We start from the raw sequence: 26355 nt of genomic DNA on the forward strand, positions 1-26355 counted from the left end.
CGCATGTGCAGGACGACGGGGGACGCGGCGGTCAGCGGCCCAGACCGGCGTCCCGGGCTTGGACTATCGCTTGGGAGCGGTCGGCCACCTGGAGTTTGGCGAAGATCGTGGAGATGTTGTTGCGGACCGTCTTGGGGGACAGGGAGAGGCGTTCGGCGATTCTCGGGTTGGACAGGCCCGCCGCGATGAGGCCGAGGATCTCCCGCTCGCGCGCGGTCAGCTGGGGAAAGGGCTCCGGCCGCGGAGGGTGCTCGACGGCGAGCCGGGCGAAGTAGCGGGTCACCCGCTGGGCCAGGGCCGGGCCGAAGATGGCCTCACCGCCGGCGACGGCCGTGACGGCCCGGAGGATCTCCGTCTGGTCGGCACCCTTGAGCAGGTACCCGCGGGCTCCGGCCAGCATCGCGGCGAAGACGCTGTCGTCGTCCTCGTGCATCGTGAGGACGAGTACGCCGGTCGCCGGGAACATGGAGACGATCCGCTGGGTGGCCTGAACGCCGTCCAGCCGGGGCATCTGCAGATCCATGACGACGACGTCCGGACGGAGCTCGGCGGTACGGGCGACCGCCTCCTCCCCGTCCGCGGCGGTGCCGACCACGTCGACTTCGCCGCTGGAGTCCAGCAGCATCCGCAGGCCGTTCCGGTACACGGGATGGTCGTCGACGAGGAGCACCCGGGGCGTCATCGGGCCGCTCCCGGCCGGGCGGGCAGGACTGCGTGGACTCGGGTTCCGCCGCCGTCACGGGAGGTGACCTTGCAGTGGCCGCCGAGCTCCTCGGCACGCTCGCGCATGCCCACCAGACCCACCCCCACAAGGGCTCCGGGCCGGACCCCTCGCCCGTCGTCCGACACCTCGACCTCCAGTCCGTCCTCGGACCCGGTCAACCGGATCTCGCAGGTGGCGGCGTCCGCGTGCCGGGTCACGTTGACCAGAGCCTCGCAGACGATCCGGTAGGCCGCCACCTCGGTCGCGGCCGGAAGTGCGGTCAGGTCTCCCCGCGCGTGGACTTGTACGGCGAAGGCGCCGTCCTGGAATCGGGCCGCCTCGTGCCGTACCGCCTCCACCAGGCCGAACTGGTCGAGCGCCGGCGGGCGCAGGTCGTGGACGAGGCGTCGGACGTCGCCGACGACCGCCACCAGGTCGCCCTTGACCTCGTCCAGCGTCTTCCGGGCCGCTTCGACGTCGCGGGCGGCCAGGTTGCGGGCGGCCTCGACCTTGAGCGCGACGGCGGCGAGGGTGGGGCCGAGCCCGTCGTGGAGATCCCTGCGGAGCCTGCGGCGTTCCTCCGCCACCCCGGTGACCAGGCGTTCCCGGCTCTGCTGAAGCTCTTCGGTCAACGCCGTGGCCCGGGCGGCCGCCGCGGCCTGTCGTACGACGTCCGCGAGGAGCCACTGGTCGGACTCGGTCACCAAGGCGCCGGTCCGGGGGACCAGGGCGAGCCGCCCGATCGTGACGCCGCGGTAGGCGAACGGAAGGATGATCGCGTCGTCGCGCGGCGAGCCGTGCTCGACCACCAGGGTCCGGCCGTCGGTACGGTCGAGTTCGACCCGGACGTACGGGGAGTGAAAGGACGTCGCCACCGCTTTGGCGACTTCCAGCAGCAGCGCTTCGGGCCCCACGGAATCCTCCAGCCGCCGGGCGAGCGCCGCGACCACGTCGTACGGGTCGCCCCGCCCGGTGATGACGCGTCGCACCCATCGGCGGGCGCGGGCGCGCAGCGGCGCGTACACCACGGCGACCAGGGCGGCGGCGAGTACGGCCGCGACCGGCTCGTCGATGAGCGCGCCCAAACCGACGAAGACGGGGACGTCGATCGCGATGATCGTTATCGCGAGGCCGCCGTACAGCAGGGTCCAGCTGAGCACCGGATCGATGTCGTACAGCCGGTAGCGGCCCACCGCCACCAGCACGGCCGCGGCGATCGCCACCTGGGAGACGACGAACGTGAGGTCCCGCGGCAGGCCGTCGACGACGATCGGCGCCAGGATCAGGACCCCGTTCAGCAGGGCCGCGAGCAGCATCCAGCGAAGCTGTGCCCGGCGCGCCCCGGAGGATCCGCGGAACCGGTGGACGAACGACGCCACGGGGACCGGCAGGCTGAGCAGGATCAACGCCGGTGCGGCCGGGAGGAGGACGTGCCAGACCCCGTCGGGGACGGGGAGGGACGTGAGGTCCAGCCCCGGCCACGACCGTCCTGGCGACTGGATTCGCCAGGGGATCGTCATGAAGATCAGGACCGCCAGGGCGCCGGCGCCGAGCGAGAGTCCGGCGGCCCACCTCCAGCGGGGGGAGGGGAGCCGTCCGTCGGGGAAGAACAGCAGGACGAGCGGTGTGACCAGGATCAGCAGTGGTCCCAGCCGCCCACCGGCGTACACGGCGAGCGGAGTCAGCGGCAGGGTTCCGCCGTGCCGGGTCAGGGACAGGACCGCGTACGCGCCGGCGAGGCCGTTGACGCACGCCGTCACCCCGCCGGCGAGCAGCAGCCAGGTCAGGGGATGGCGGGGCAGGCGCATGCCCAGTACCCCCCCGGCGAGCGCGAAGGCCACGCCGGGGACCGTCGAGCCCCACACGGCCCAGTCGAGCGGCTCCGGCCGGGTTACGGGACCGGTCGCGAGCTCGGCCCACACGCCTAGCCCGGCGGCGACCACGCACAGGGTCGCGAGAGCCGCCGCAGCCGTCGCCAGGTGATGGCGCGTGCCGAAAAGGGGGGACATGGTGGCCAGGGTGCCATATGTCCGGCTTGGTGGCATGGGAGTGGTGTCCCGGTTCGAGGGGACCTCGGTCCCGGACGAGGCCGGGCAGGTGGGGACCGCCGAGGTGGCCACGCTCCCTGGCCGCCTGGGGCGGGGCGCGGAGACATTGGTGGCTCCGGAGACAGGCTCCGGAGACAAAGGAGGAAACCATGTCCGTTTACACGCGGCGGAGCAACGTCAACCCGGATGAGCCGCTCGGGCACCCGGTGACCGTGCGGCCGCAGTCGATCCGTACGGCCGGTGTGCTGCTGGCGGTCGGCGCCACGGCCTGGGCGGCCGGAACGGTCATCGTGGGCGAGAAGATCAAAGAGGGCATCCAGACGCTTGACACCGTCACCGGGATGATGTTCATGACGGGGATCTTCGCTTTCGTCTGGACGGTGTTCGTCACCCGGGGGACGGGCGATCGGCTGGGCCGCGTGATCCCGGCCGGACTGCTCATCGTGGCTCCCTGCGCGTTTCTGCTGAACCTGTTCTCCTTCGGTTATGCGACCCACGACGAGTTCCCGCTCCCGTTGATGATCCTCGACGTCTCCTGGCCGCTCGGTATGGCCGGCATGCTGGTCCAGGGGATCGCCGTCGCGGTGGTCGGCCGCTATCGGGGATGGCTGCGCTGGCTGCCGTTGCTGGGCGGACTGTGGTTCCCCGTATCGATGGTGTCCGACATTCTCGGTGGTTCGAATGTATCGATTTATGTCAGTGCTGCCTGGCTGCTCCTGACCTATGTCCAGATCGGAATCCGGCTCGCCGTCCGGCCGAGTCTGTGACCTGCCGTCCGCCGGGGGTCGGCTCAGCCCGTCCGAGGGTTGGAGGATCATGGGTGGGCTGAGCGCCGACGCTCCTGAATTAAATATAAAATTACTCTCTGTATAACAATATTCTCTGGTATGGCAGAGTAAGAGATGTTTAGGGGGAGTTGCGATGGGGAACCAGTGGTGTTCGGCTTTATGGTGAGTGATCCGGGGTTATCCTTCACCCTCATGTCAGGGATGATCGGGCCCGTGTCCGGTGGCCCGCCGGTCAATCCAGGCTCCTCGTGGGTGGCTTAGGGACTGTTTGTCAAAAAGTTATCATTTTGTGATAGTTGTCGATGGGGCGTCTGGCCTGCGATGAAGTGAAAGGACTGATCTTTCCCGGATGCGCTCCCGTTCGGGGGGCGGCGGTGCGCCCGGGTGGTTTGGCTGCCGAGGCGGGCGTGTGAAGTGGCACGGGGTTTCCGTGGACCGGTTATAGGGAGACATCGGAGGTGGCTTTCTTCGGTTATGGCGACGTGGGCTGCTAATAGGTTTCCATCGATGTTTCGGCAGGTTTCCCCTGGGGAGGGGATGGGATTCTTTGAATATGGCCGGGCGGATCCTGTGATTATTCCGAGACGGAGTTCTGCGGTCGGTTGTGTTGAACTCCCGCCGAAATTCGCCCGCGATCTTGGAAATGCGCCACAGCCGGAGGAGACGCCGTGACGACCGTCTTCCGACTCGGAATGCGAGCTCGGTTCGCCGACGTTCGGGCGCGTTCGGCGCCGGTACCCGCGGTACGGCGAATGAATGTGGTCCCGGCAGGTCAGCGGGGTGGACGGGGGTGTGGTTCCGGAGCGGGCAAATGCCGGGCGCAGGGGAGCCGAGAGGCCGATCTTCAATGGACCGGAGACGCGTCCCGGCATTGTCCGTCCATTCGAGCGGCAATACGACAGGGTTTGGCGCCGGGGGCCGTCGTGGACTCGGCGGGCATGGCTGAGATGATTCGCCGCCGGATCGGATTCGCCGCCGGATCCGGTTCAATCGAGCGGAAGGAGCTGCATTAGTAAAGTGACGGTTGACACAAACGGCTCGTGCCGTGGCCGACTACGCGTTGTAGTGATCATGAATTGATCCGGACCGTCGTACCCGCCCCCGGGTCCGGGTGGATTCACCCGATGGGGCGGCGCTTTCCGGGGCCTGGCGCGCCCGCTCGGAGCCCGGGCGAGCTCGGTCGGCGGGGGCACATCCTTCGGCACCGTTCCACCTCGTGATGGTGTTGAATAGGCCGAGGTTGTAGTCGAAGTTCGTGTACGTGCTTTCAGCGCCTGCGAAGTTCCGACAGCGGGCGTATGCCGTACGAGAACGCTTGTGCCTTCGGAGGGCGACGGTCGCAGCAACCCGGGGTCATGTCCGTGGCCTCGGAAATCGCCTGACAAGGGAGAGCACATGGCTCAGGGCACCGTGAAGTGGTTCAACGCCGAGAAGGGGTTCGGCTTCATCGCCCCCGACGACGGCAGCGCCGATGTCTTCGTTCACTTCTCCGCCATTCAGACGAACGGCTACCGCACGCTCGACGAGAACCAGCGTGTCGAGTTCACCGCCGGTCGTGGGGAGAAGGGTCCGCAGGCGGAGCAGGTTCGCCCGCTCTGATCGCGTCGCGTAGCGTAATCGCCGATCACGCCTGATCGCACGATCCTTGTGTCTCGCGGCAGTCCGGACTGTTGCGAGACACAAAAGGATCTTGCTGAGGCCGGGCAAAACGTCTAGCATGACCGCTTGTGTCAGGATGGCGGGCTGAGCCGTACCGGTCGGGAAACGACCGCTACGAGGACTCGACGCCCGCGACGGACTCCGAGGGTGCGGTTCTACCGCCGTCGATCTTCGTCGGCACCGAACGGGAGATCCCGGAGCGGCTGAACTTTCGGAAGAGCCCCCGGCGTACCAGGCTGTGGCAGGCTCTGGCCGGAGTCGGGGTGATCGCCCTGGCGGTGACCGGGGTGACGTTCGGGCTGGCCGCGCAGAGTGAACCGGAGACGGATCCGCCGGACATCCGGTCCCAGAATCCGGTGCCGGCCTCGGTGCAGGTTCCCGAGCCCAGCCGGCCGGTACTGCCGCCACCGCCCCCAGCGACCACCGGGTTGCCGAGCGACGCACCCGCGTTGCCGCCGCCCCCTTCGTCGTCGCCGGAGACGGCACCCTCGGTCAAGCCACCGCGGAACCCGCCACCGCCTCGCCCGGTCCCCACGGTGAAACCGACGGTCCGATCGACGCAGCCACCCAGAAAGCCGGTCAAGACCCCGCAGCCGGACTTGCCTTCGGAACGGCCGCCGCCGCCCAGCTCAAAGCCGGAGCCGACCGATCCGCCCGCCACGGAACCGACGACGGTCCTTCCGCCACCGCCTCGCTGACCTGCGCCTCACCCCATCCCGACGTACTGCCGGGGGAGTAGCGCCCGGGTGCGCAGCGCGGTCAACGCCGCCGTCTGGCCGACCGCGGTGAGCCGGATGGGGGAGTCCCAGCGGTCGCGGGGGGCGACAAGCCGGAATATCTCCAGTCGGCGTTCTAGCTCATTGAGGCCCCAGCGGACCTCGCCGACGTCGACACCACCGGACTGGCCGGTACGCCAGCCCTCTCCCGCCAGGGCCTCGGCCACCGTGACCGCGAGTTCCCCGCGGTCCAGGGTCGCGCCGTCGGCCAGCACCATGAGCGAGATCTCCCGGACCGAGACGTCGAAGTCCTGCTCGTCCGGGCGTTGGGCGATGAGCGCCGAGGACGCGGCCTGCCAGAGCAGGTCGGGGTCGGAGAGCAGGGCGCGACCCGTGCCGGTGATGAGGAGTGCCCGGCCGGTACGGCGCAGCGCGCGCATCTCATGCTGGGCGAGCTCGCGGAGGGCCTGCAGCGGACTGAGATCGTTCTCGCACCTGGGGGTGCCCAGACATCGGGACTCCCAGCCGAACCGGTTAAACGCCTCCACCACGAGGGCGCGGGCGATGAAGTGCTTCTGGGTGAGCGGAACCCCGGTGTCGGCGTGTTCCAGGAGCCAGCGGAGCGGTTCGAGGGAGTGGCCGGCCGCGTCCGGGACGGGGATCGCCGCGTGGAGCCGTACCTCGAACGGCTGGGCGAGCCGGCGCCGGGGCTGGCCCCGTCCCAGGGCCCAGCGGTTGAGCCGCTCCCCGTGGATCCGCTGGAGCCAGGAGTCCCCGCCGAGCTCGTTCCGGGGCGTGGTGAGCCATCTGTTGATCAGTGCGTTGCGCCTGCTGCGCCAGGTCCGGCTGGAGGGGGCGAGCTCTCCGGACACGATGGCGAGCTCCAGCGCCGCGGCGCAGGCGTCGTGCGCGCCGACCTCCTCGGGGCCCATGATCGCGCTCCACGTCAGCTCCGGCATGTCCGGAGGGAGCAGCCCCGTCGTCTCCATGGCGCGTTGATAGGCGGTGACCCCCGCGTCGTCGCCATCCCGATCGTAGGTACGGAGGATCTGCGTGGTCGTCGGGGAGACACACAGCGCGGCGTATCTCTCCAGTCCACCGAGGGTCAGCAGGCGGCTGAGGGCCCACGCGGCCGAGATCCGCTCTTCGACCGACCCCGCCCACTTCAGGGGAAGGGCGTACCAGAGGAACTCGCAGATACTCAGCTGGGTGATGGTCTCCAGGCCCTCGCCGCCCGTGAGCCAGTCGACGGCGTCCCGGGCGTCGTCGACCGCGTCCGGATCCGTTGTCTCCAGTTCGGCTAGGAGCGCGGCCACATCGGGTGCAGGCATGATTCGCAGTCTGCCGCATGCATGGCCGATATGACGATCACTGAGCTAGAACGCGAAGACCGCGCCTGTCGCGCCACGCTTCACACACGGGTTCGCGAAGGTCTTGTCGTACTTCACGCGTCTGTCCTTCCAAAGCCCGACGGCGGTGACCGTCGTCGGGTTGTACTCCCGGGTACAGGCCCGTGATTTGGGGTCGCCCGGGAGTTTGGTGAAGTCGCCGCCCGCTTTGAGGATCTCCTCACATGCCTGCCGGCCCCGCGGATGGGTGCCGCCGAGCGGCCCGCACTGCAGGACGACGACGTACCTCGGGGAATTGGCGGGGGCCATCTGCCCGACCTGGACGGTCAGGACGAACGCCCCGACGGGCGGGGGTTCCGGCGGGGCCGCGGCGGCCGCCGGGACGCTGACCGCGGTGAGCATGAGGAGTGTGCCGGCACCGAGTGCCTTGAGGTAAGTTCGCATAGGGATAACAATAAGTAATCGATCAAGCGCGACAGGTGATCCGGCTATTCTCCCGGGTATGCGCCTCTTCATCGTCGACGCCTTCGCGGATCGGCCGTTCACCGGTAACCCGGCCGCCGTCTGCCTGCTTGACCGGGAGATCGACGACGGGCGGATGCAGGCGATCGCGGCTGAGATGAACCTCTCCGAGACCGCCTTCCTGCTGGGCGACCGGCTCCGCTGGTTCACCCCCAAGGCCGAGGTCGCCCTCTGCGGACACGCCACCCTGGCCACGGGGCACGTCCTCTTCGAGGAGGGCGTCGACGGTCGCGTCCGCTTCCAAACGCTGAGCGGCGGGCTCACCGTACGGCGGGGGGAGCACGGCTTGATCTCGATGGACTTTCCCGCGCTCCCGGTACGGGCGACGCCGGCCCCCGCCGGGCTCGCCGAGGCGCTCGGGGCCTCGATCACCTGGATGGGGACGAGCGAGTTCGATCTCCTCGTGGAGGTGGCGGACGAGGCGGCGGTCCGGGAGATCGCGCCGGATCTCGCCTTCATCGCGGGGCTGGACGCCCGGGGGGTCATCGTGACCGCCCCGGGTTCGGGGGAACACGACTTCGTGGCACGCTGCTTCTACCCCGCGCTCGGCATCCCCGAAGATCCGGTGACCGGATCGGCGCACTGTGCGACGGGTCCGTACTGGGCGGGCAGGCTGGGCCGGGACTCCTTGGTGGGCGCGCAGCTCTCGGCTCGGGGCGGGCGGGTCCACGTCACCGTGCGCGGTGACCGGGTCGGCTTGGCCGGGCGCGCGGTCACCGTGGTCAGCGGCGAGCTGCACGGGTGAGGAGCTAGATCCAGCTCTTGAACCACATGCGGGCGACCCAGTCCGCGTTCGGGATGATCTTCGCGGCGAGGATCGGGTAGAGCCACCAGAAGTTGATCAGGACGAGCAGCGAGTAGGCTCCGGCGACCGCGGCTCCCCCCGCCCTGCGCATGGTTTCCCCCCGGCTCGGCCCGATGATCAGTCCGATGGCGAGGACGATGGCGAGGATCAGGAACGGCAGCATCGGCAGCGCGTAGAACAGGAACATGGTCCGGTCGTCGGCGAGCGCGAAGTAGAACCAGGGCAGCCAGCCGACGCCGTAGGCGATCAGCACGGTCCCGGCCCGCCAGTCCCGCGTCGCGACGTACCAGGCGATCATGGCGACGAGGGCGACCAGCCCGCCCCACCAGATGGCCGGGGTGCCGACGCCCAGCACCGCGCGTGAGCAGTCCTCGACGCCGCAGACCTTCTTGATCGGCTCATAGTCGAAGGCCACGGGGCGGGCCAGGAGCGGCCACTGCCACGGCTCGGACATGTAGGTGTGCGGCTTGTTCAAGCCGGTGTGGAAGTTGAGCGCCATGAAGTGGTAGTCCCACCAGGAACGCACGGATTCCAGGAGGAACCCGATCGGCCCTTCGCCTGTCGCCTTCGCCCAGTTCCGGTTGTAGCCGTAGGGCGTGGCGAACCAGCCCGCCCAGCTCGCCGTGTAGGCGACGATCGAGGTGATCGCCATGGTGCCCAGCACGATCGGGGCGTCCAGCAGGGACATCGCGCGGTACGGGCGCGGCAGGCCGGCCGTCCTGCGGGCCCCGGCGTCCCAGGCGAGGCTGAGCAGGGCGAACGCGACGAGGAAGAAGACACCGCTCCATTTGGTGGCGACGGCGAGCCCGAGGCAGGCGGCCGCGGCGATGCGCCAGGGGCGCAACCCGAGCCAGAGGGCCCGTCCGGTCGTCCCGTGCGCGTCGACCAGCTCCGCCAGCCGGCCTCGGGTGTGGTCGCGGTCGGCGATGAGACAGGCGAACCCCGCGATGATCCAGAAAGTGAGGAAGACGTCCAGGAGGGCGAACCGGCTGAGCACGAAGTGCAGGCCGTCGAGGGCGAGGAGGAATCCGGCGAGGCAGCCCAGCAGGGTGGACCGGGTCATCCGCCGGGCGGTGCGGGCGAGCAGCAGGATGGAGAGCGTGCCGAAGAGGGCGGCGGCGAAGCGCCAGCCGAAGGGGTTGGGCCCGAACACCCACTCGCCAAGGGCGATCATCCACTTGCCGAGGGGTGGGTGCACCACGTAGCCGGCGCACTTCTCCACGGTCTCGGGGGAGCACTGAAGAAAGATGTCGGTGTTGCCGTTGATCAGCCGGTTGTTGGCGATCGGGTCTTTGTCGGTGCCGAGCATGACGCGCTCGACCCCGAACTTCAGCAGAGAAATGCCTTCTTTGGCGTAGTAGGTTTCGTCGAAGATGATCCCGTGGGGCTTGTCCAGCCGGTCGAAGCGGAGGAACCCACCGAAGATCATGACGGCGATCGGCCCGAGCCAGCCCCAGAGTCGGCTGCCCCGCATCGGCGGCACCAGACGTTCGCGCAGCGTGGCCTTCTCCTTGTCTCGCATGACAAGATGACCGCCGACCTGCGTTTGATCAGGCGGGTTCTGCTGCTCGTACTCGGTCACAGCCACCCGGCCATGGTAAGGGACCCTCGGTCGTCACGCCCGGCAAGCGAACGCGGCATGCCGCGGAGTTCTCCCATGTCAGGATTGACCGGTGAACGAAGAAGGCAGGCTCGTCCTGGCGGGAGCCCCGATCGGGCAGGCGGCCGACGCCTCGCCCCGGCTCAAGGCGGCACTGGAGTCCGCGGACGTCATCGCGGCCGAGGACACCAGGCGGTTGCACCGGCTCGCCGCCGACCTCGGCGCGTCCGTCCACGGGCGGGTCGTCTCCTACTACGACGCCAACGAATCCCGGCGCGCCGCCGAACTCCTCACCGAGCTCCAGGCCGGGAGCGAGGTTCTGATCATCACCGACGCGGGGATGCCGGGCGTGTCCGACCCCGGATACCGGCTGGTCAGGTTGGCGGTGGACGCCGGAGTACGGGTCACCGCGCTCCCCGGCCCATCCGCGGTCACCACCGCGCTGGCGCTCTCCGGGCTGCCGTTCGACCGGTTCTGCTTCGAGGGCTTCCCGCCGCGGAAGGCGGGGGAGCGGTCCCGCCGCCTCGCCCAGCTCGCCGCCGAACCGCGCACCATGGTGTTCTTCGAGGCGCCGCACCGGCTGGCGGCCACCCTCGCCGCGATGGCGGAGGCCCTCGGCGCGGACCGGCCGGCCGCCGTCTGCCGGGAGCTCACCAAGACCTACGAGGAGGTACGGCGGGGCGGGCTGGCCGAGCTCGCCGCGTGGGCGGCTTCCGGGGTACGGGGTGAGATCACCGTGGTGGTCGCGGGGGCCGAACCGGCGTCCGGCACCGCCGACATCGAGGACCTCGTGGCCGAGGTACGGCGGCTGGAGACCGAGGGCGTCTCGCGCAAACAGGCCATCGTCGACGTCGCCAAGGCGGCGGGCACGCCCAAGCGGACCCTCTACGACGCCGTACACCGCCAGGGCTAGCCGGGGAGGGGTACGGCAGAGTTTGTCGCGTAGACGGCTTTCCTGGGGCCGCAGGAGCCGTACCGGAACCGTTGTGGAGCAGTGCGTCGAGGGAATCGGGCGGTCGATGCGCCGGATGGGGACGGCCTGGCGGGCCGGGTGGGTTCGCGGTGGCCGCGGGAGCCGTCCCGAGACCGGGTGAAGCCGCGCCTGCGCGGGGTCGGTGCCTTGAGGTGCCGGAGGCGGTACGGCGTGGCGGGCTCGCCGCGTGACGCCGTACCGGCCTCCGGTGCCGGCGGGGTCGGGCGGTCAGCGCGCCGAGACGGGGACGCGGGTGTCGGTGTGGAGCGGCGGCGACGCGGGCGGCGGGGTCGAATCGGCCCGGCGGAGGAAGGGCAGCCGGAGCCAGGGCAGCCCGTGCCGCAGGGTGATCGCCGCCGCGAGGCAGGCGAGCGGCACCGCGGGCAGGACGTAGCGGTAGTCGAACTCCGCGGTCGCGGCAGGGGCGAGCAGCAGCCCGACGGCGGCGAGCCAGGGCAGCAGCACCGGGCCGCCGAGCTTGCGCCAGCGGACGACGATCCCGGCGAGGCCGATCAGCAGGATCCCGCCGAGCAGCGTCCCGCGGAGGAAGAAGATCCCCTGATAGGTCTGCATGATGCCCGCCCACGGGGCCACGACCTGGGTCTCGGGGTTGCCGGCCTCGTAGCGTGCGGCGTCCTCCGCCGCAGTGCCGCCCCGCCGGTCCACCCGCCACTTGGGCAGGTGCTTCTCCTCGGCCCCCAGCGGGCGGAACTGATATCGCGCCCAGGTCTTGCGGTCCGGGAAGATCGGGCGGTCCCATTGGAAGGTGCGCATGAAGTCCCGCGCCACGACGGCGAGGTAGTCGCCCGGCTGTTTGAGGATCGCCTCCCGCGCAAACCGTCCGGCGACCTCGTTCTGGTAGGCGTTGAACTTGTAGCCGCCCAGCCGGTGCAGCGGGCTCTCGTAGTCGTTCCAGAGGTAGCGCTGGGACTCGGTGCGTTTGTCGACCGGCTCCTTGATGCACAGCGGCACCAGCTCGGGCTCGGGGTTCATCTTGGCGCAGTCGGCGAAGATGGCGGTCCGCATGTAGAGGATCACCCCGTCGCTGTTGGTCATGGCGAACCTGCCGTCGAAGACCGAGGCGAACCAGGCCATGTAGGCGAGGACGGGGGCGGCGCACACGACGACGACCGCGGTGATCGGCCGCCAGCCGACCCGCTTCACGATCAGGTAGGCGACCACCAGGGCGAGGATCGGCAGGCCGATCGTCCGGGTGAGGGCGGCGAGCGCGAGCAGGAGCCCGATCCAGGTGGCGATCATAAGTGAGGGCTTGCGGTGCCAGAGCAGAAGGGTGATCAGGGCCACCACGATCAGGGTGAACATGGCGTCGGAGAGGATCAGGTGCTCAAGCTGGATCTGGTAGCCGTCGAACAGGACGGGTGCCGCGGCCAGCGTCGCCCCCCAGGCGGGGAGGCCGAACCTGCGCCGGAGCAGGAGATAGATGAGTACGGCCGTCGCCAGCCCCATCAGGTGCTGGGTGAACACCACGAGGCTGAAGCTGTGGAAGGGCTTCAGCAGCAGCAGCCAGAACGAGTAGCCGTCGGGACGGATCTGGTGCGGCCGGGGGTTGAGCGCCACCGATACGTATTCGTAAGAATCGGTGAACCACATCGCCGGCGTGTACCCGAGCATCGCGATGATCCGCAACACGGACGCCACAGCGAAGGCGGCGGCGAAGAGGGGGTGGCGTCGCGGCACGGCGAGTGCTCTCGCGCCCACATCGCGAAGGTTCGCGCTGGTCACCCTGATCTTTCCTCCTTGGTTCGTCCCCGACGTCGCCGATCCGCTAACGTCGACGCGGGGTCGGCATCCCCGCCACATCGATGGCCTCACAAGCTTTTCAGCGATCGACATGACCACGTCACTAACTGAAATGTAGGGTCTCTGAACCGTTTCGTTTGGCGGAGCGGACCCGATCAGCACATGATGCCGTGCATCATGGGTGGTCTGAAAACGACATTGTGAGGGTATCCGTAGGCCTTACATCCAGGATGCATCCGGCGAAACTCGGGGACGCCGATACGGGTGTGCCGGAGAGATCGAGGAGCTGGACGTGGAACTGACCGTGGTGATGCCCTGCCTCAATGAGGCGGAGACCGTCGAGATATGCGTGCGCAAGGCGCTGGACTGCATGCGTGAGCACGGGATCGACGGCGAGGTCGTGATTGCCGACAACGGCAGCACGGACGGATCTCAGCAGTTGGCCCGGGACGCGGGCGCGCGTGTCGTCCACATTCAGGAGAAGGGGTACGGCAACGCGCTGATCGGGGGTATCCGCGCGGCTCGCGGCAAGTTCGTGATGATGGGCGACGCGGACGACTCCTACGATTTCACCGGATTGCTGCCGTTCGTCGAGGAGCTCCGGGCCGGCGCCGAGCTGGTGATGGGAAACCGCTTCAAGGGCGGGATCGCGCCGGGCGCCATGCCCCCGCTCCACAAGTACCTCGGGAACCCCGTCCTCTCCTTCGTCGGGCGGCTCTTCTTCCGGAGCAAGATCGGAGACTTCCACTGCGGCCTGCGGGGGTTCCGCCGTGACTCGATCCTGAAGCTGGGACTGCAGACCGGGGGGATGGAGTTCGCCAGCGAGATGGTGGTCAAGGCCACCCTGGCCAAGCTCGACATCCGCGAGGTCCCCACCACGCTCTCCCCGGACGGCCGCTCCCGTCCCCCGCACCTGCGGTCGTGGCGGGACGGCTGGCGCCACCTGCGCTTCCTCCTGCTCTACAGCCCCCGCTGGCTGTTCTTCATCCCCGGCCTGCTCATGATGGCGGTCGGCCTGCTGGCGAGCGCGATCCTGGTCACCGGGCCGGTCCGGATCGGGGATCTCGCGTTCGACGTCGACACCCTCGTCGGGACCTCGGCGCTTGTGGTGATCGGTTTCCAGGCGGCGCTGTTCGCCCTCTTCACCAAGGTCTACGCGGCGGAGGAGGGGTTTCTGCCGGAGTCGCGGCGGATCCGCAAGCTCATCGACTTCATGAGCCTGGAGAAAGGGCTGGTCATCGGGGGCGTGCTCGCCGTGGCCGGCCTCGCCGGGTTGATCGCGTCGCTGGTGCACTGGCAGGTCAACAACTTCGGCGAGCTCGATCCGCGGCAGTCGCTCCGGATCGTGGTGCCGGCCGCGACCGCCCTGATCATGAGCTTCCAGGCGATCTTCGCGACGCTTTTCATCAGCATCCTCGGTATCCGGCGGACCAAAGAGACCCCTTTCGACGTGGCGGCCTCTGCGGCTGAGGAGGCCGCGGAAGCGGTGAACCGCGAGAAGGCCTCCAGCCACTGACCCTCGATCGCCGTAGTTGCCTCATGGCCTGTGGCCTGGGAAAAATACGGTGACTATGAGGGCAGTCCGGAGGTGGGCCGCGCGCCATGGCGCGTTCCTCGTCGTGCTCGCCCTTGCGGTGGCCCTGCGGATCACGGTCATGATCGGCTATCGGCCGATCATGTGGTTCAACGACTCGTACGGATACGTCGCCGACGCCTTCGAGCTCAACCCCTCACCGATCCGGCCGAGCGGTTACTCGTTCCTGCTCAAGCTGCTCGATCCGCTCGGCGGGTTCACGCTGGTGGCGGTGGTCCAGCATCTGATGGGCCTGACCGTCGGGGTGCTCTGCTACCAGGTGGTCCGCCGCCTCGGCGCCCCGGCCTGGGCCGCGGTGCTCGCCGCCGTCCCGGTGCTCTTCGACGCGTATCAGGTTCAGCTTGAACACCTGGTGATGTCGGACACGCTCTTCACCGTCCTGGTGGTGGGGGCGGTCGTCCTCGTGGTACGGGCGCGCCCGACGGTCGCGGTGGGGGCCGTGGCCGGGGTTCTGCTCGGGCTGGCGACCGTGACCCGGAGCATCGGGCAGCCACTTCTGATTCTCTTGATCGGATATTTGCTGATACGGCAGGTGGGCTGGCGGGTCGTCACCACCACCGCCCTAGCCGGTGCGATCCCGATATTTGCGTACATGTCGTGGTTTCACGAGGTGCACGGCCGGTACTCCCTGTCGGACAGCTCGGGGATCTTCCTCTACAGCCGGACGATGGCCTTCGCCGACTGCGGGAAGATCAAGCCGCCTCCCCGGCTGGCACCCCTCTGCGACGATCTTCCGGCCGAACGGCGACCGCTCTCCCAGCTGTACATCTGGTCCGCGTCCTCGCCGCTCTACCGGCTGGGCGGCGAGGTCTTCACCGAGCAGACCAACCGGCTCGCGGGGGAGTTCGCCCGCAGGGCCGTACTGGCACAGCCCTTGGACTATCTCTCGGTGGTCCTCAAGGACGTGGCCAGGACCTTCGCCTGGGAGCGGACCCCGTTTCCCGACGAACCGACCTACGCGCAGTACCGGTTCGACAAGGTGATCGAGTCCCTCCCCAACTGGGAGCCGCCGTACCTCACGGCCTACGACCCCGGCTGGCGAACCGTGATCTCCGAACCCCAGGCCGGCCTCCTCGGCGGCTACCAGGACCGGGTCTATCTACGGGGCTCGATGTTCGGCGTGGTCCTGCTCGTGGGCCTGGCCGGGCTCTTCCGCCGCCCGGTCCGGGGTTCACCGGCGTGGTACCTGCGGTGGTTGCGCGCACCGGGCCTGCTGCCGTGGCTGGTCGCCGTCGTCCTCGTCGTCGTCCCCGCCGCCACCGCCGAGTTCAGCTACCGCTACGTCTTGGCGGCGGTACCCCTCGCGATGATCGCCGCCGCCCTCGCCTTCCGCCGATCCCGGGCCCCGTCATGAGGTGCTTTGGGGGCATGCGCCGGCGCCGCGATAGGTTGGCGCGGTGACCAGTGTGAAGATCCCGCCGGCGCCCGAGCCGTTGCCCGTAGAGGTGTTCGACAGCCACTGTCATCTCGACATCATGGTCGGGGAGCGGGCGGGACCGTCCGCCGGTCCGCGGACGGTCGCCGAGATCGTCCGGGAGGCGCAGGCGGTGGGGGTCCGCCGCTTGGTGACCATCGGGTACGACGTGGACTCCTCCCGCTGGTGCGCGCGGGCGGCCGAGGAGCACCCCGATGTCTACGCGGGGGTGGCGATCCACCCCAACGAGGCACACCGGGCGTCGGAGGAGGCGCTCCGCGAGATCGAGCGGCTGGCGAACCTGCCCAGGGTGCGGGCGGTGGGCGAGACGGGTCTGGACTACTTCCGGGACACGGCGTCCCGTGCGGATCAGCTGGCGAGTTTCCGGGCGCACATCGGCATCGCCAAGCGCTCCGGCAAGGCGCTGGTGATCCACGACCGGGACGCGCACGACGACGTGCTCCGGGTGCTCGCGGAGGAGGGACCGCCCGAGCGGGTCGTCTTCCACTGCTTCTCGGGTGACGAGAAGATGGCCGACGCCTGCGCCGAGGCCGGATACTTCATGTCGTTCGCGGGGACCGTCACCTACAAGAACGCGGAGAACCTCCGTGCGGCCGCACTGGTCGCGCCGAGTGAGCTGATCCTCGTCGAGACGGACGCGCCCTATCTGCCGCCGGTTCCGCACCGGGGCAAGCCGAACGCCCCGTACCTCATCCCGCTCACGGTCCGGTTCCTGGCCGAGGTGAAGGGCGTCCCGGTGGAGGAGCTGTGTACGGCGATCGCGCGCAACGGCGAACGGGTGTTCGGCTCCTTCGGGTAAGCCCGGTTCCTGTTAGGTCACCGGGTACGCGAGACTGATTGGGTGACTCGGGAAACGGGGCTGTTGGGCGCGGGCGACATCCGCAGGCTCGCCGGCGAGCTGGGTGTGCGTCCGACGAAGAAGCTGGGCCAGAACTTCGTCCTGGACGCGGGGACGGTTCAGCGGATCGTCCGCGCCGCCGCGGTGGGCTCGGACGACGTCGTGCTCGAAGTCGGCCCGGGGCTCGGCTCGCTGACGCTGGCGCTCCTGCCCGTGGTGGGGGGGGTGATCGCCGTGGAGATCGATCCGGTGCTCGCCGGACGGCTCCCGGAGACCGCGGCCGAGTTCGCTCCGGCGGTGGCGGACCGGCTGGCCGTGGTCCGGGCGGATGCGATGGCGGTCGGACGGGAGGATCTCCCCGGCCCCGCCCCGACGGCGTTGGTGGCCAACCTGCCCTACAACGTCGCGGTGCCGGTTGTGCTCCACCTGCTGGAGGAGCTGCCGTCCCTCGACCGTGTGCTGATCATGGTTCAGGCCGAGGTCGCGGAGCGGCTGGCCGCGCGTCCGGGCTCCAAGGTGTACGGCGTCCCGTCGGTGAAGGCGTCCTGGTACGCGCAGGTCCGCCGGGCCGGTTCGGTGGGGCGCGCCGTGTTCTGGCCGGTCCCCAACGTCGACTCGGGGCTGGTCTCGCTGGTGCGCCGGGAGCCGCCGCAGACCTCGGCCTCGCGCCGGGAGGTCTTCGCCGTGGTGGACGCGGCGTTCGCGCAGCGCCGCAAGACCCTGCGGGCGGCGCTCGCCTCCTGGGCGGGTACGGCGGCGCGGGCCGAGGAGATTCTGCGCGCCGCGGGGATTGATCCCTCGTTACGTGGAGAGCAGCTGGACGTCGAGGATTTCGCGAAGATCGCGGAGAACGCCGGGTGAAGGAGTGATGTGCGGAGCCGCATACGATCGGGAGACGTGAACGCCGTCACCGTACGAGTCCCCGCCAAGGTCAATCTGCAGCTCTCCGTCGGCCCGTGCCGGGACGACGGCTATCACGACCTGATCAACGTCTTCCACGCGGTGTCGCTCTTCGACGAGGTCACCGCGGTCGAGGCGGACGGGTTCCGCGTCACCGTGGCGGGCGAGTCGATCGCCGACGTTCCGCTCGACGGGGACAATCTGGCGATCCGGGCCGCGCAGGCCCTCGCGGCGTACGCCGGTTGCGATCGGCGGGCCGAGCTGCGCATCCGCAAGGACATCCCGGTCGCGGGCGGGATGGCCGGGGGGAGCGCGGACGCGGCCGCGGCGCTGGTCGCCTGCGACGCGCTGTGGGGGCTGGGGCTGGATCGGGCGGAGCTGAGCGAGATCGCCGCCGGCATCGGCAGCGACGTGCCGTTCGCGCTCCTGGGCGGGACCGCCGTGGGCGTGGGGCGGGGGGAGACGCTCACCCCTGCGCTCTCCCAGGGACGTTTCCACTGGGTTTTCGCATTCGCCGACGGAGGGCTCTCCACCGCCCGCGTCTACGCCGAGTGCGATCGCCTCCGTATGGTCATGGGCGTCGAGGCCGGCTGGCCGCACGTGGACGAGACCCTCATGGCGGCGCTGCGCGCCGGGGACGCCAAGGCGCTCGGGGCCGCACTCCACAACGATCTGCAGCCCGCGGCGCTGAGCCTGCGCGGGAGTCTCGCCCTGACCTTGGCGGCCGGCCGGGAGCACCACGCGCTCGGCGCGATCGTCTCCGGGTCCGGGCCCACCTGCGCCTTCCTCGCGGCCTCCGAGGAGGAGGCGCTCGATCTGGCGGTCGCGCTGCGGGGGGCCGGGGTCTGCCGGTCGGTGGTACGGGCCTACGGCCCCGTTCCTGGCGCTACGATCGTTTAACGCGATGAACCTCGTCAATCTAGAGGCCGTCAGCTTGGCATACGGCCCGAACGTGCTCCTGGACGGCGTCTCCCTCGGTGTGACCGCGGGTGAACGCATCGGGGTGGTCGGCCGCAACGGCGGCGGCAAGACCTCCCTCATCTCGGTGATCTCCGGTGCGCTCAAGCCCGACGCCGGGCGGGTCACCCACACCCGGGGCACCCGGATCGCCGTGCTCACCCAGCACGACGACCTGGACCCCGCGACGGCCGTACAGGATCTGGTGCTGACGGATCGGGCCGAGCACGAGTGGGCGGGCCAGGCCCGGGTCCGTGAGATCGTCGGCGCGCTCCTCGGCGGGGTCGACCTCACCGCCGCGGTGGGCACCCTCTCGGGTGGTGAGCGGCGGCGTGCCGCGCTCGCCCGGCTGCTCATCGACGAGCACGACCTGATCGTCTTGGACGAGCCCACCAACCATCTGGACATCGAGGCGATCGCCTGGCTGGCGGCCCACCTGACCCAGCTCAAGAGCGCTCTGCTCGTCGTCACGCACGACCGGTGGTTCCTGGACGCGGTCACCGTGCGGACCTGGGAGGTGGTGGACGGCCAGGTCCAGCGGTACGAGGGCGGATACGCCGCCTACGTGCTGGCGAAGGCGGAGCGGGCCCGGCAGGCCGCCTCCGCCGAGGAGCGCCGCCAGAACCTGATGCGCAAGGAGCTCGCCTGGCTCCGCCGGGGCCCGCCCGCCCGTACCTCCAAGCCCAAGTTCCGGATCGAGGCGGCTCAAGCGCTCATCGCGAACGAGCCCCCGGTGCGGGAGAAGGTCGAACTGGTCAAGTTCGCCACCGCCCGGCTGGGCCGGACCGTCTACGACCTGGAGGACGTGACCCTCAAGGCCGGGGACACCACGATCCTGGACCACTGCACCTGGCACTTCGGCCCGGGTGACCGGATCGGCCTGATCGGGGTCAACGGATCGGGCAAGACGACCCTGCTCCGGCTGCTCGGCGGGACGATCCCGCCCGCGGCGGGGCGGCTCGTCACCGGGAAGACCGTCCGGCTCGCCTACCTCTCCCAGGAACTGGCCGAGCTCGACCCGAGCCGCCGGGTCCTGGAGTCGGTGGAGGAGATCCGCCGGGTCATCCGGGTCGGCAAGCGGGATTGGACCGCCTCGCAGATGCTGGAGCGGCTGGGGTTCCGGGGCGAGGCGCAGTGGAAGATGGTCGGGGACCTCTCCGGCGGGGAACGGCGTCGGTTGCAGCTGCTCCGCCGGCTGATGGACGATCCCAACGTGCTCATGCTCGACGAGCCCACCAACGACCTCGACATCGAGACCCTCACCGAGCTTGAGGACATGCTCGACGGCTGGCCCGGAACCCTGATCGTGGTCAGCCACGACCGGTACTTCCTGGAGCGGGTCACCGACGTCTGCGTCGCCCTGCTCGGCGATCGGCGGCTCTCGATGCTCCCCGGGGGCGTCGACGAGTACCTGGAGCGCCGGGCCGCCGCCGCCGAGCGGGCCGAGCCGCCCGGCCCGCGGGTCGTCGCCGAGGCCGCCCCCGCCGTTCCCGCGTCCGGTCTGTCGGGCAAGGACGAGCGGGAGGCGCGCAAGGAGCTCGCCCGGATCGAACGGCGCCTCGGCAAGATCTCCGCCAGGGAGGGTGAGCTGCACGCCGCGCTCGCCGCCGGCGCCGACGACTACGAGCGGCTCATCGCGCTCGACGGCGAGCTGAAGGAACTCCTCGGCGAGCGGGACTCCCTGGAGGCCGAGTGGCTGGAGCTCGCGGAGCGGCTGGGCGACTGACCGGGCCCCGCCTCCTTCGGTACGGCCTTCGACGGCGCGGAGCCCGTACCGAAGCGGGAGGTCAGGTGTCGAAAGGCACCAGGAGCGCCCTGAGCAGGCTCGCCAGGGTGGCCTGGTCGTCTTCGTCGAGGGAGGCGAGCAGCTCCCGTTCGCGCCGGAGCAGGTCGGTGAACGCCGCGTCGACGCGCTCGCGACCGGTCTCCGTCAGGCGGACCAGCACCCCGCGCTTGTCCTGCTGGTCGGGCCGGCGCACCACGAGTTTGGCGGCGGCCAGCCGGTCGATGCGGTTGGTCATGGTCCCCGAGGTGACCAGGGTCGCCTTCAGGAGCGATCCGGGGCTGAGCTCGTACGGCGTGCCGGCGCGCCGGAGCGCCGTGAGCACGTCGAACTCCCAGGACTCCAGGTGGTGGGCCGCGAAGGTGGCCCGGCGGGCGCGGTCGAGGTGCCGGGCGAGCCGGGAGACCCGGCTCAGGATCTGGAGCGGCCTGACGTCGAGGTCGGGTCGTTGCTGGCGCCAGGCGGCGACGAGGCGGTCGACCTCGTCCTCCTGGTGTCCGCTCCCGGCCGACATGGGGTGGTCCGGCCCGAGGTCTTGACTGATCCCGACACCGTTCCGACCCTCCGGCCGGGCATCGTGTGTCGTCATGACGAGGAGTCTATCTTTCTCGACATCGAGATATCTGGTCTCCGCTCCGCGGCCGTGTCCTCGTCGGCCAGGACTCGGATGGACCTTATCGCCCCGATTTCGGGGGAAATCGGCGGGGTACCCGGACGGCCAAGACCGTCAACCTCATGCGCGGTCCCCAGGGAGTCGCCATGAGGCCGACGGTGCGACGCCCGTTCAGCGCTTGGCCTCGGGCTCGGGTGACTTCGCGGCGTCGCCCTTGGCGAGTTTGGCCTCCTTGGCCGCGGCGCGCTCCCGCTCCTTCAGCTCGCGGGCGAGGGCCTTCTCCTGCTCGCGGAGCTCCTTGGCCCGGACCTTCTCCTGCTCCCGCTGCTCGCGCGCGTGCGCCTTCTCCAGTTCCCGCCTGGCCTTCTCGCGTTCGCGCTGGGCCTTCTCCTGCTCCTTCTGCTCGCGGGCGCGGGCCTTCTCCTGTTCGCGGAGCTCCTTGGGGCTGAGCCGCTCGGCGGGCGGGGTCAGGAGCGCCGTGGGCGGCTGCAGGGACACGACCAGCGAGGGCTTGGCCTCCAGGCCGGTGAGCCCGTTCCAGGCGAGGTTGACCAGGTGCGCGGCGACCTCTTCCCGCTTGGGCTTGCGGACGTCCAGCCACCACTGGCCGGTGAGGGCGACCATGCCCACGAGCATCTGGGCGTACATGGAGGAGTATTTCGGATCTATCTTCCGATTCTTAAACTCCTCGGTAAGGATGTGCTCGACTTGGCTCGCGATGTCGTTGAGCAGGCTGGCGAACCCGCCGGCACCGGTGGTGCCCTGGGAGTCGCGGACGAGGATGCGGAAGCCTTCGCTGCTCTCCTCGATGTACTGCAGGAGCGCCAAGGCGGCGCGCTCCAGCCGTACCCGCGGATGCGCGGCGGTCAGTGAGGTGGTCATCATGCTGAGCAGGCGGTCCATTTCGCGGTCGACGACGACGGCATACAACCCCTCCTTCCCGCCGAAGTGTTCGTAAACCACAGGCTTGGACACCTTGGCGACCGCGGCGATCTCCTCGATGGAGGTGCCGTCGAAGCCCTTGTCGGCGAAGAGCATGCGCCCGATGTTCAGGAGCTGCTCCCTGCGCTCCTTACCGGTCATGCGCTTTCGGGAGCGCTGCGGGGGATCGTTCACAGATCTCATCATGACCTGTCGCGACCGCCCGGGGTCGGTCGGCGACGTGCTCGCCGCGTCTTCGAGACCCGGCGGAGACACGTGATCGGGGGTACCCCCGCCCCCGGGGACGCCGGGAGCGGTGATGGTGGCCTGCTTAGCCAATGCGCTTCGCCGCCAGTCGTTCGGGGGTGGGCCAGCGCACGTCGGTGGCCCAGCCGAGCTGCTCGAACCAGCGGATCACGCGGGCGCTGGGGTCGAGCTGGCCCTTGAGGACGCCGTGCCGGGCGCAGGTCGGGTCGGCGTGGTGCAGGTTGTGCCAGGACTCCCCGAAGGAGGGGATCGCCAGCCACCAGACGTTGCGGGACTTGTCCCGGGCCTGGAACGGCTCGTCGCCGAACATGTGGCAGATGGAGTTGATGGACCAGGTGACGTGGTGCAGGAGCGAGATCCGGACGAGGGTTCCCCAGAAGAAGCCGGTCACCGCCCCCCAGAGCGACATGGTCAGCAGACCGCCGAGCAAGGCCGGCAGCGCCAAGGAGGTGATGGCGATCACCGGGAAGAGCCGGTGCATGCGCTGAATGTCGGGGTCTTTGACCAGGTCCGGGGCGTACCTCGCCCGATTGACCCGCTCGGGCTCGAAGAGCCAGCCCATGTGGGCGTAGAGGGCGCCCTTGCTGAGCGCCTTGAACCCGGTCCCGAAGCGCCAGGGCGAGTGCGGGTCGCCCTCCTTGTCGGAGAACTTGTGGTGCTTGCGGTGGGTCGCCACCCAGTCCAGCACGGACATCTCCAGGGAGAGGCTCCCCATCACGGCAAGGGTGATCTTCAGCGGGCGCTTGGCCTTGAAGGAGCCGTGGGTGAAGTAGCGGTGGAACCCCACGGTCACCCCGAGGCCCGACACGATGTACATCACCAAGGTGATGACCACGTCGGTCCAGCCGAGTCCCCATCCCCAGGCGAAGGGCACGGCGGCGAGCACCGCCAGGAACGGGACCGTGACGAAGACGGCGAAGAGGATGAGGTCTACCCTGCTCTTCGGCTTGTCCTCGTATTCGGGCAGCGGCGGTCGTGGTACGGGACGGTCGGTGGCGACGGTCATGGGCTTCCTCGCGCTCGATGGGTGCCTACGGCTACGCAACCGTAACCTACGCCATCGTAGGTTGATTGTCGCCAAGTGGGAAATGTGGGGAAGCTGACTCTCTCGCGGCGGGGGAGTTGTGGCCCTCAGCCTTGTCCGGAGCTATTTGATCTGATATGGGAGCCTGGCGGGTGGAAGGGCGCCTGGCCCCGGATTGCCCGGACCATAGCGGGAGATCTACGCTGTGACGTGAAAGCCGCGTACGCGGAAGTGTGATTATCGCTGCCGGAATCCCATCCAGCCCCGGTATCGTATGCGTAGGCGCGTGGTGGCGGATGAATCCGTCGAACCACCTATCCCGGGTCGTCTAGGGGCAAGACTACTGATTTTGGTTCAGTCAACGGAGGTTCGAATCCTTCCCCGGGAGCGTAGGACAGCTTTGCGGCTTGGTGGGGTAACTCTCCCACCACGGGGGGATTCGTCTGGATGACCAGGCGGTATTCTCACGGTGTCGGGTCGGCGGCCTGAGGGCCTCAGGCGGTAGCCGTACCCGACGTGACCCAGCAGCGAAGCCAGGGAGCCACCGTCCGTGAACGTGACCCGCCCGGCCGCCGTCATCGTCCTCGCCGCCGGTGAGGGCACCCGGATGAAATCACGAATACCCAAGGTTCTGCACGAAATCTGCGGTCGGCCGCTCGTCGGCCACATGCTCGCCGCCGCACGGGATCTCCGACCAGACAGACTCTTCGTGGTGATCGGCCACGGAAGGGAACAGGTGGGCGCGCATCTGGCGCAGAGCGCCCCCGACGCCCAGCCGATCGTTCAAGCCGAGCAGAACGGCACCGGCCACGCCGTGCGCATGGTGCTCGAAGCGGTGGGCACCATCCCCGGCACCGTCCTGGTGACGTACGGGGACACCCCGCTCCTGCGCACCGAGACCCTCGCCGAGCTGCTGCGAACCCATGCGGAGCAGGGCAACGCGGCCACCGTGCTCACCGCGGTCGTCGCCGATCCGACCGGGTACGGCAGGATCGTGCGGGACGAGGCGGGCGCCGTACTGGAGATCGTCGAGCATCGGGACGCCGGTCCGGAACAGCTGACGATCAGGGAGATGAACTCCGGGGTCTACGCCTTCGACGGCTCGCTGCTCGCCGACGCGATCAAGCGGGTGTCCACCGCCAACGATCAGGGTGAGGAATATCTCACCGACGTCCTGGCCATCCTCCGGGCGGACGGCCACCGCATCGGGGCCCACGTCGCGGACGACGCCCTCGAAGTCGAGGGGGTCAACGACCGCGTCCAGCTCGCCTGGCTCCGGCGGATCCTCAACGACCGGGTCCTCGTCGGGCTCATGCGGGCGGGTGTGACGATCGTGGACCCGGCCTCGACCTTCGTCGACGTGGGCGTGACGGTCGAGGCGGACGCCGTGATCCATCCGGGGACCCAGCTGCGCGGCCGTACCGTCGTCGCCGCCGGAGCCGAAATCGGCCCCGGGTGCACGCTCACCGACACCGTGGTCGGGGAGGGCGCCCTGGTGCGGAACTCCATCTGCGACGGGGCCGAGATCGGGCCGGAGGCGATCGTGGGCCCGTTCGCATATCTTCGTCCCGGTGCCAAGTTGGCGCGTAAGGCCAAAGCCGGGACGTGCGTCGAGGTCAAGAGCGCCGTGATCGGTGCGGGCTCGAAGGTGCCGCACCTCACCTACGTCGGCGACGCGACCATCGGCGAGGGCGTCAACATCGGGGCGTCGTCCGTCTTCGTCAACTACGACGGGGTCGAAAAGCACCACACCGTCATCGGAGACCACGTCCGGATCGGGAGCGACACCATGCTCATCGCACCGGTGACGATCGGGGACGGCGCCTATACGGCGGCGGGGTCCGTGATCGTCAACGACGTTCCCCCGGGGGCGATGGGAGTCGCCCGAGAGCGACAGCGCACCATTGAAGGGTGGGTCGAACGCCGTCGGGCGGGGACCACATCGGCAGAGGCAGCGAAACGCGCGAAAGGGCTGGAGAACAAGTGAGCGGCATCAAGGCGACCGGTGAGAAGAACCTGATGGTCTTCTCCGGGCGGTCCTACCCGGAGCTTGCGCGCGAGGTGGCGGATTGCCTGGGAATCGAGTTGACCCCGACCAAGTTGCACGACTTCGCGAACGGGGAGATCTACGCCCGCTACCTGGAGTCCGTCCGCGGGTGCGACGCCTTCGTGATCCAGAGCCACACGGCTCCCATCAATAAGTGGATCATGGAGCAGTTGATCATGGTGGACGCGTTGAAGCGGGCCTCCGCCACGAGGATCACCGTGGTCATGCCGTTCTTCGGCTACGCCCGGCAGGACAAGAAGGGCCGCGGGCGGGAACCGATCACCGCCAGGCTCATGGCGGACCTGTTCCGCACCGCGGGCGCGGACCGGCTGATGTCGGTCGACCTGCACACCTCGCAGATCCAGGGCTTTTTCGACGGTCCGGTCGACCATCTCTTCGCCCTCTCCATCCTCGCCGACTACCTCGAGGACAAGCTCGCCATGGACCGGGTCACCGTGGTCGCGCCGGATGCGGGCCGGGTCCGGGTCGCCGAGCGGTGGACCGACAAGCTCGGCACCCCCATGGCGATCATCCACAAGCGGCGCGATCCGGACGTCGCCAACGAGGTGAAGGTCCACGAGGTCGTGGGTGAAGTCCGCGGCCGGACCTGTGTGCTGATCGACGACATGATCGACACGGGTGGGACGATCTGCAAGGCGGCGGACGCGCTGTTCGAGCAGGGTGCGTCCAAGGTCGTGGTCGCCGCGACCCACGCGGTGCTCTCCGGCCCCGCCGTGGACAGGTTGAAGAACTCCCGCATCTCCGAGGTCGTGGTCACCAACACCCTCCCCATCCCGGAGGAGGCCAGATTCGACAAGCTGACGGTGCTCTCCATCGCCCCGCTGATCGCCCGGGCGATCAGTGAGGTGTTCAGCGACGGCTCCGTGACCAGCCTCTTCGAAGGCGACAGCTGACGACACGCGTTCCCTGAGGGGCGTCCGGGCCAGGCTCGGGCGCCCCTCACCGGTATGCGCGTATCGCCGGAACGAGACGGTATGCTGCACAGGTTGCGCTCGTAACGCCTTCCGCTAGGGCGGATAAGGGTGAGCGTC

Annotated in this window: 22 protein-coding genes and 1 tRNA gene; 13 read left to right on the forward strand and 10 right to left on the reverse strand. The window is 69.3% G+C overall.

Features of this window, described 5'->3' with window-relative positions:
* Nucleotides 1–31: 31 nt before the first annotated feature.
* Nucleotides 32–682, reverse strand: a complete 651-nt coding sequence (locus RUR_RS13625; RefSeq protein WP_283135376.1) for a response regulator transcription factor — start codon at nucleotides 680–682, stop codon at nucleotides 32–34.
* On the reverse strand, nucleotides 679–2712 hold the full coding sequence (locus tag RUR_RS13630) for a sensor histidine kinase (RefSeq protein WP_283135377.1): 2034 nt from the start codon (nucleotides 2710–2712) through the stop codon (nucleotides 679–681). Before RUR_RS13630 ends, RUR_RS13625 begins: the two co-directional genes overlap by 4 nt.
* Nucleotides 2713–2900: 188 nt before the next feature.
* On the opposite strand from RUR_RS13630, the gene RUR_RS13635 reads away from it, so the two are divergent.
* Both RUR_RS13635 and RUR_RS13640 read left to right on the forward strand, forming a co-directional pair.
* Entirely contained in the window at nucleotides 2901–3518 is a 618-nt protein-coding gene (locus RUR_RS13635; protein ID WP_283135378.1) for a hypothetical protein, read from the forward strand.
* Nucleotides 3519–4934: 1416 nt separating this feature from the next.
* Entirely contained in the window at nucleotides 4935–5138 is a 204-nt protein-coding gene (locus RUR_RS13640; protein ID WP_283135379.1) for a cold-shock protein, read from the forward strand.
* A gap of 172 nt (nucleotides 5139–5310) precedes the next feature.
* Here the strand turns inward: RUR_RS13640 and RUR_RS13645 are convergent, their stop codons facing one another.
* Genes RUR_RS13645 through RUR_RS13655 form a run of 3 tightly spaced genes read right to left on the reverse strand, consistent with a single transcriptional unit; the run spans nucleotide 5311 to nucleotide 7707 of the window.
* Complete coding sequence (locus tag RUR_RS13645) at nucleotides 5311–5859, reverse strand: hypothetical protein (protein WP_283135380.1); 549 nt, start codon at nucleotides 5857–5859, stop codon at nucleotides 5311–5313.
* A 45-nt stretch (nucleotides 5860–5904) separates the two neighbouring features.
* A complete protein-coding gene (locus tag RUR_RS13650) occupies nucleotides 5905–7245 on the reverse strand; it encodes a hypothetical protein (RefSeq protein WP_283135381.1) in 1341 nt (446 codons plus the stop codon).
* A 45-nt stretch (nucleotides 7246–7290) separates the two neighbouring features.
* Nucleotides 7291–7707 (reverse strand): SSI family serine proteinase inhibitor, encoded by a 417-nt coding sequence (locus tag RUR_RS13655; RefSeq protein ID WP_283135382.1) that lies wholly within the window; start codon nucleotides 7705–7707, stop codon nucleotides 7291–7293.
* A gap of 58 nt (nucleotides 7708–7765) precedes the next feature.
* Between RUR_RS13655 and RUR_RS13660 the strand changes: the two genes are divergently transcribed.
* A complete protein-coding gene (locus RUR_RS13660) occupies nucleotides 7766–8530 on the forward strand; it encodes a PhzF family phenazine biosynthesis protein (protein ID WP_283135383.1) in 765 nt (254 codons plus the stop codon).
* Nucleotides 8531–8534: 4 nt separating this feature from the next.
* Here the strand turns inward: RUR_RS13660 and RUR_RS13665 are convergent, their stop codons facing one another.
* Nucleotides 8535–10178, reverse strand: coding sequence for a dolichyl-phosphate-mannose--protein mannosyltransferase (locus RUR_RS13665; protein ID WP_346349040.1), 1644 nt, complete (start codon nucleotides 10176–10178; stop codon nucleotides 8535–8537).
* 85 nt (nucleotides 10179–10263) lie between these two features.
* Between RUR_RS13665 and rsmI the strand changes: the two genes are divergently transcribed.
* The gene (rsmI, locus tag RUR_RS13670; RefSeq protein WP_283135384.1) at nucleotides 10264–11103 is read left to right on the forward strand and encodes a 16S rRNA (cytidine(1402)-2'-O)-methyltransferase; all 840 of its coding nucleotides are present in this window, start codon (nucleotides 10264–10266) and stop codon (nucleotides 11101–11103) included.
* A 288-nt stretch (nucleotides 11104–11391) separates the two neighbouring features.
* Here the strand turns inward: rsmI and RUR_RS13675 are convergent, their stop codons facing one another.
* Entirely contained in the window at nucleotides 11392–12906 is a 1515-nt protein-coding gene (locus RUR_RS13675) for a hypothetical protein (protein ID WP_283135385.1), read from the reverse strand.
* 310 nt (nucleotides 12907–13216) lie between these two features.
* Here RUR_RS13675 and RUR_RS13680 point away from each other — a divergent pair, with 310 nt between their 5' ends.
* The 6 genes from RUR_RS13680 to RUR_RS13705 are packed head-to-tail and all read left to right on the forward strand — an operon-like array spanning nucleotide 13217 to nucleotide 20374.
* On the forward strand, nucleotides 13217–14440 hold the full coding sequence (locus RUR_RS13680; protein ID WP_283135386.1) for a glycosyltransferase family 2 protein: 1224 nt from the start codon (nucleotides 13217–13219) through the stop codon (nucleotides 14438–14440).
* Between the two features lie 55 nt (nucleotides 14441–14495).
* Nucleotides 14496–15872: a hypothetical protein gene (locus RUR_RS13685; protein ID WP_283135387.1), complete on the forward strand. Its 1377-nt coding sequence runs from the start codon at nucleotides 14496–14498 to the stop codon at nucleotides 15870–15872.
* 43 nt (nucleotides 15873–15915) lie between these two features.
* Nucleotides 15916–16752 (forward strand): TatD family hydrolase, encoded by an 837-nt coding sequence (locus RUR_RS13690; protein ID WP_283135388.1) that lies wholly within the window; start codon nucleotides 15916–15918, stop codon nucleotides 16750–16752.
* 42 nt (nucleotides 16753–16794) lie between these two features.
* Nucleotides 16795–17652, forward strand: coding sequence for a 16S rRNA (adenine(1518)-N(6)/adenine(1519)-N(6))-dimethyltransferase RsmA (rsmA, locus tag RUR_RS13695; RefSeq protein WP_283135389.1), 858 nt, complete (start codon nucleotides 16795–16797; stop codon nucleotides 17650–17652).
* Nucleotides 17653–17688: 36 nt separating this feature from the next.
* Entirely contained in the window at nucleotides 17689–18591 is a 903-nt protein-coding gene (locus RUR_RS13700) for a 4-(cytidine 5'-diphospho)-2-C-methyl-D-erythritol kinase (RefSeq protein WP_283135390.1), read from the forward strand.
* Between the two features lie 4 nt (nucleotides 18592–18595).
* Nucleotides 18596–20374, forward strand: a complete 1779-nt coding sequence (locus RUR_RS13705) for an ABC-F family ATP-binding cassette domain-containing protein (RefSeq protein WP_283135391.1) — start codon at nucleotides 18596–18598, stop codon at nucleotides 20372–20374.
* Between the two features lie 61 nt (nucleotides 20375–20435).
* On the opposite strand, the gene RUR_RS13710 is transcribed toward RUR_RS13705, so the two are convergent.
* The 3 genes from RUR_RS13710 to RUR_RS13720 form a co-directional block, all read right to left on the reverse strand.
* Nucleotides 20436–20945, reverse strand: a complete 510-nt coding sequence (locus RUR_RS13710) for a MarR family winged helix-turn-helix transcriptional regulator (protein WP_283135706.1) — start codon at nucleotides 20943–20945, stop codon at nucleotides 20436–20438.
* A 270-nt stretch (nucleotides 20946–21215) separates the two neighbouring features.
* Nucleotides 21216–22160: a TetR family transcriptional regulator gene (locus tag RUR_RS13715; RefSeq protein WP_283135392.1), complete on the reverse strand. Its 945-nt coding sequence runs from the start codon at nucleotides 22158–22160 to the stop codon at nucleotides 21216–21218.
* 136 nt (nucleotides 22161–22296) lie between these two features.
* Entirely contained in the window at nucleotides 22297–23238 is a 942-nt protein-coding gene (locus tag RUR_RS13720; protein ID WP_283135393.1) for an acyl-CoA desaturase, read from the reverse strand.
* 335 nt (nucleotides 23239–23573) lie between these two features.
* Here RUR_RS13720 and RUR_RS13725 point away from each other — a divergent pair.
* From RUR_RS13725 to RUR_RS13735, 3 genes are all read left to right on the forward strand, one after another.
* Nucleotides 23574–23644: transfer RNA gene (locus tag RUR_RS13725), tRNA-Gln, on the forward strand.
* Between the two features lie 162 nt (nucleotides 23645–23806).
* Entirely contained in the window at nucleotides 23807–25243 is a 1437-nt protein-coding gene (gene glmU / locus RUR_RS13730; protein WP_283135394.1) for a bifunctional UDP-N-acetylglucosamine diphosphorylase/glucosamine-1-phosphate N-acetyltransferase GlmU, read from the forward strand.
* Nucleotides 25240–26217 (forward strand): ribose-phosphate diphosphokinase, encoded by a 978-nt coding sequence (locus RUR_RS13735; protein ID WP_283135395.1) that lies wholly within the window; start codon nucleotides 25240–25242, stop codon nucleotides 26215–26217. The genes glmU and RUR_RS13735 overlap by 4 nt, the downstream gene beginning before the upstream one ends.
* The last annotated feature ends 138 nt before the right edge of the window (nucleotides 26218–26355 follow it).

Source organism: Rhizohabitans arisaemae, from assembly GCF_025996515.1.
In the GTDB taxonomy this organism is placed as follows: Bacteria; Actinomycetota; Actinomycetes; order Streptosporangiales; family Streptosporangiaceae; genus Rhizohabitans; species Rhizohabitans arisaemae.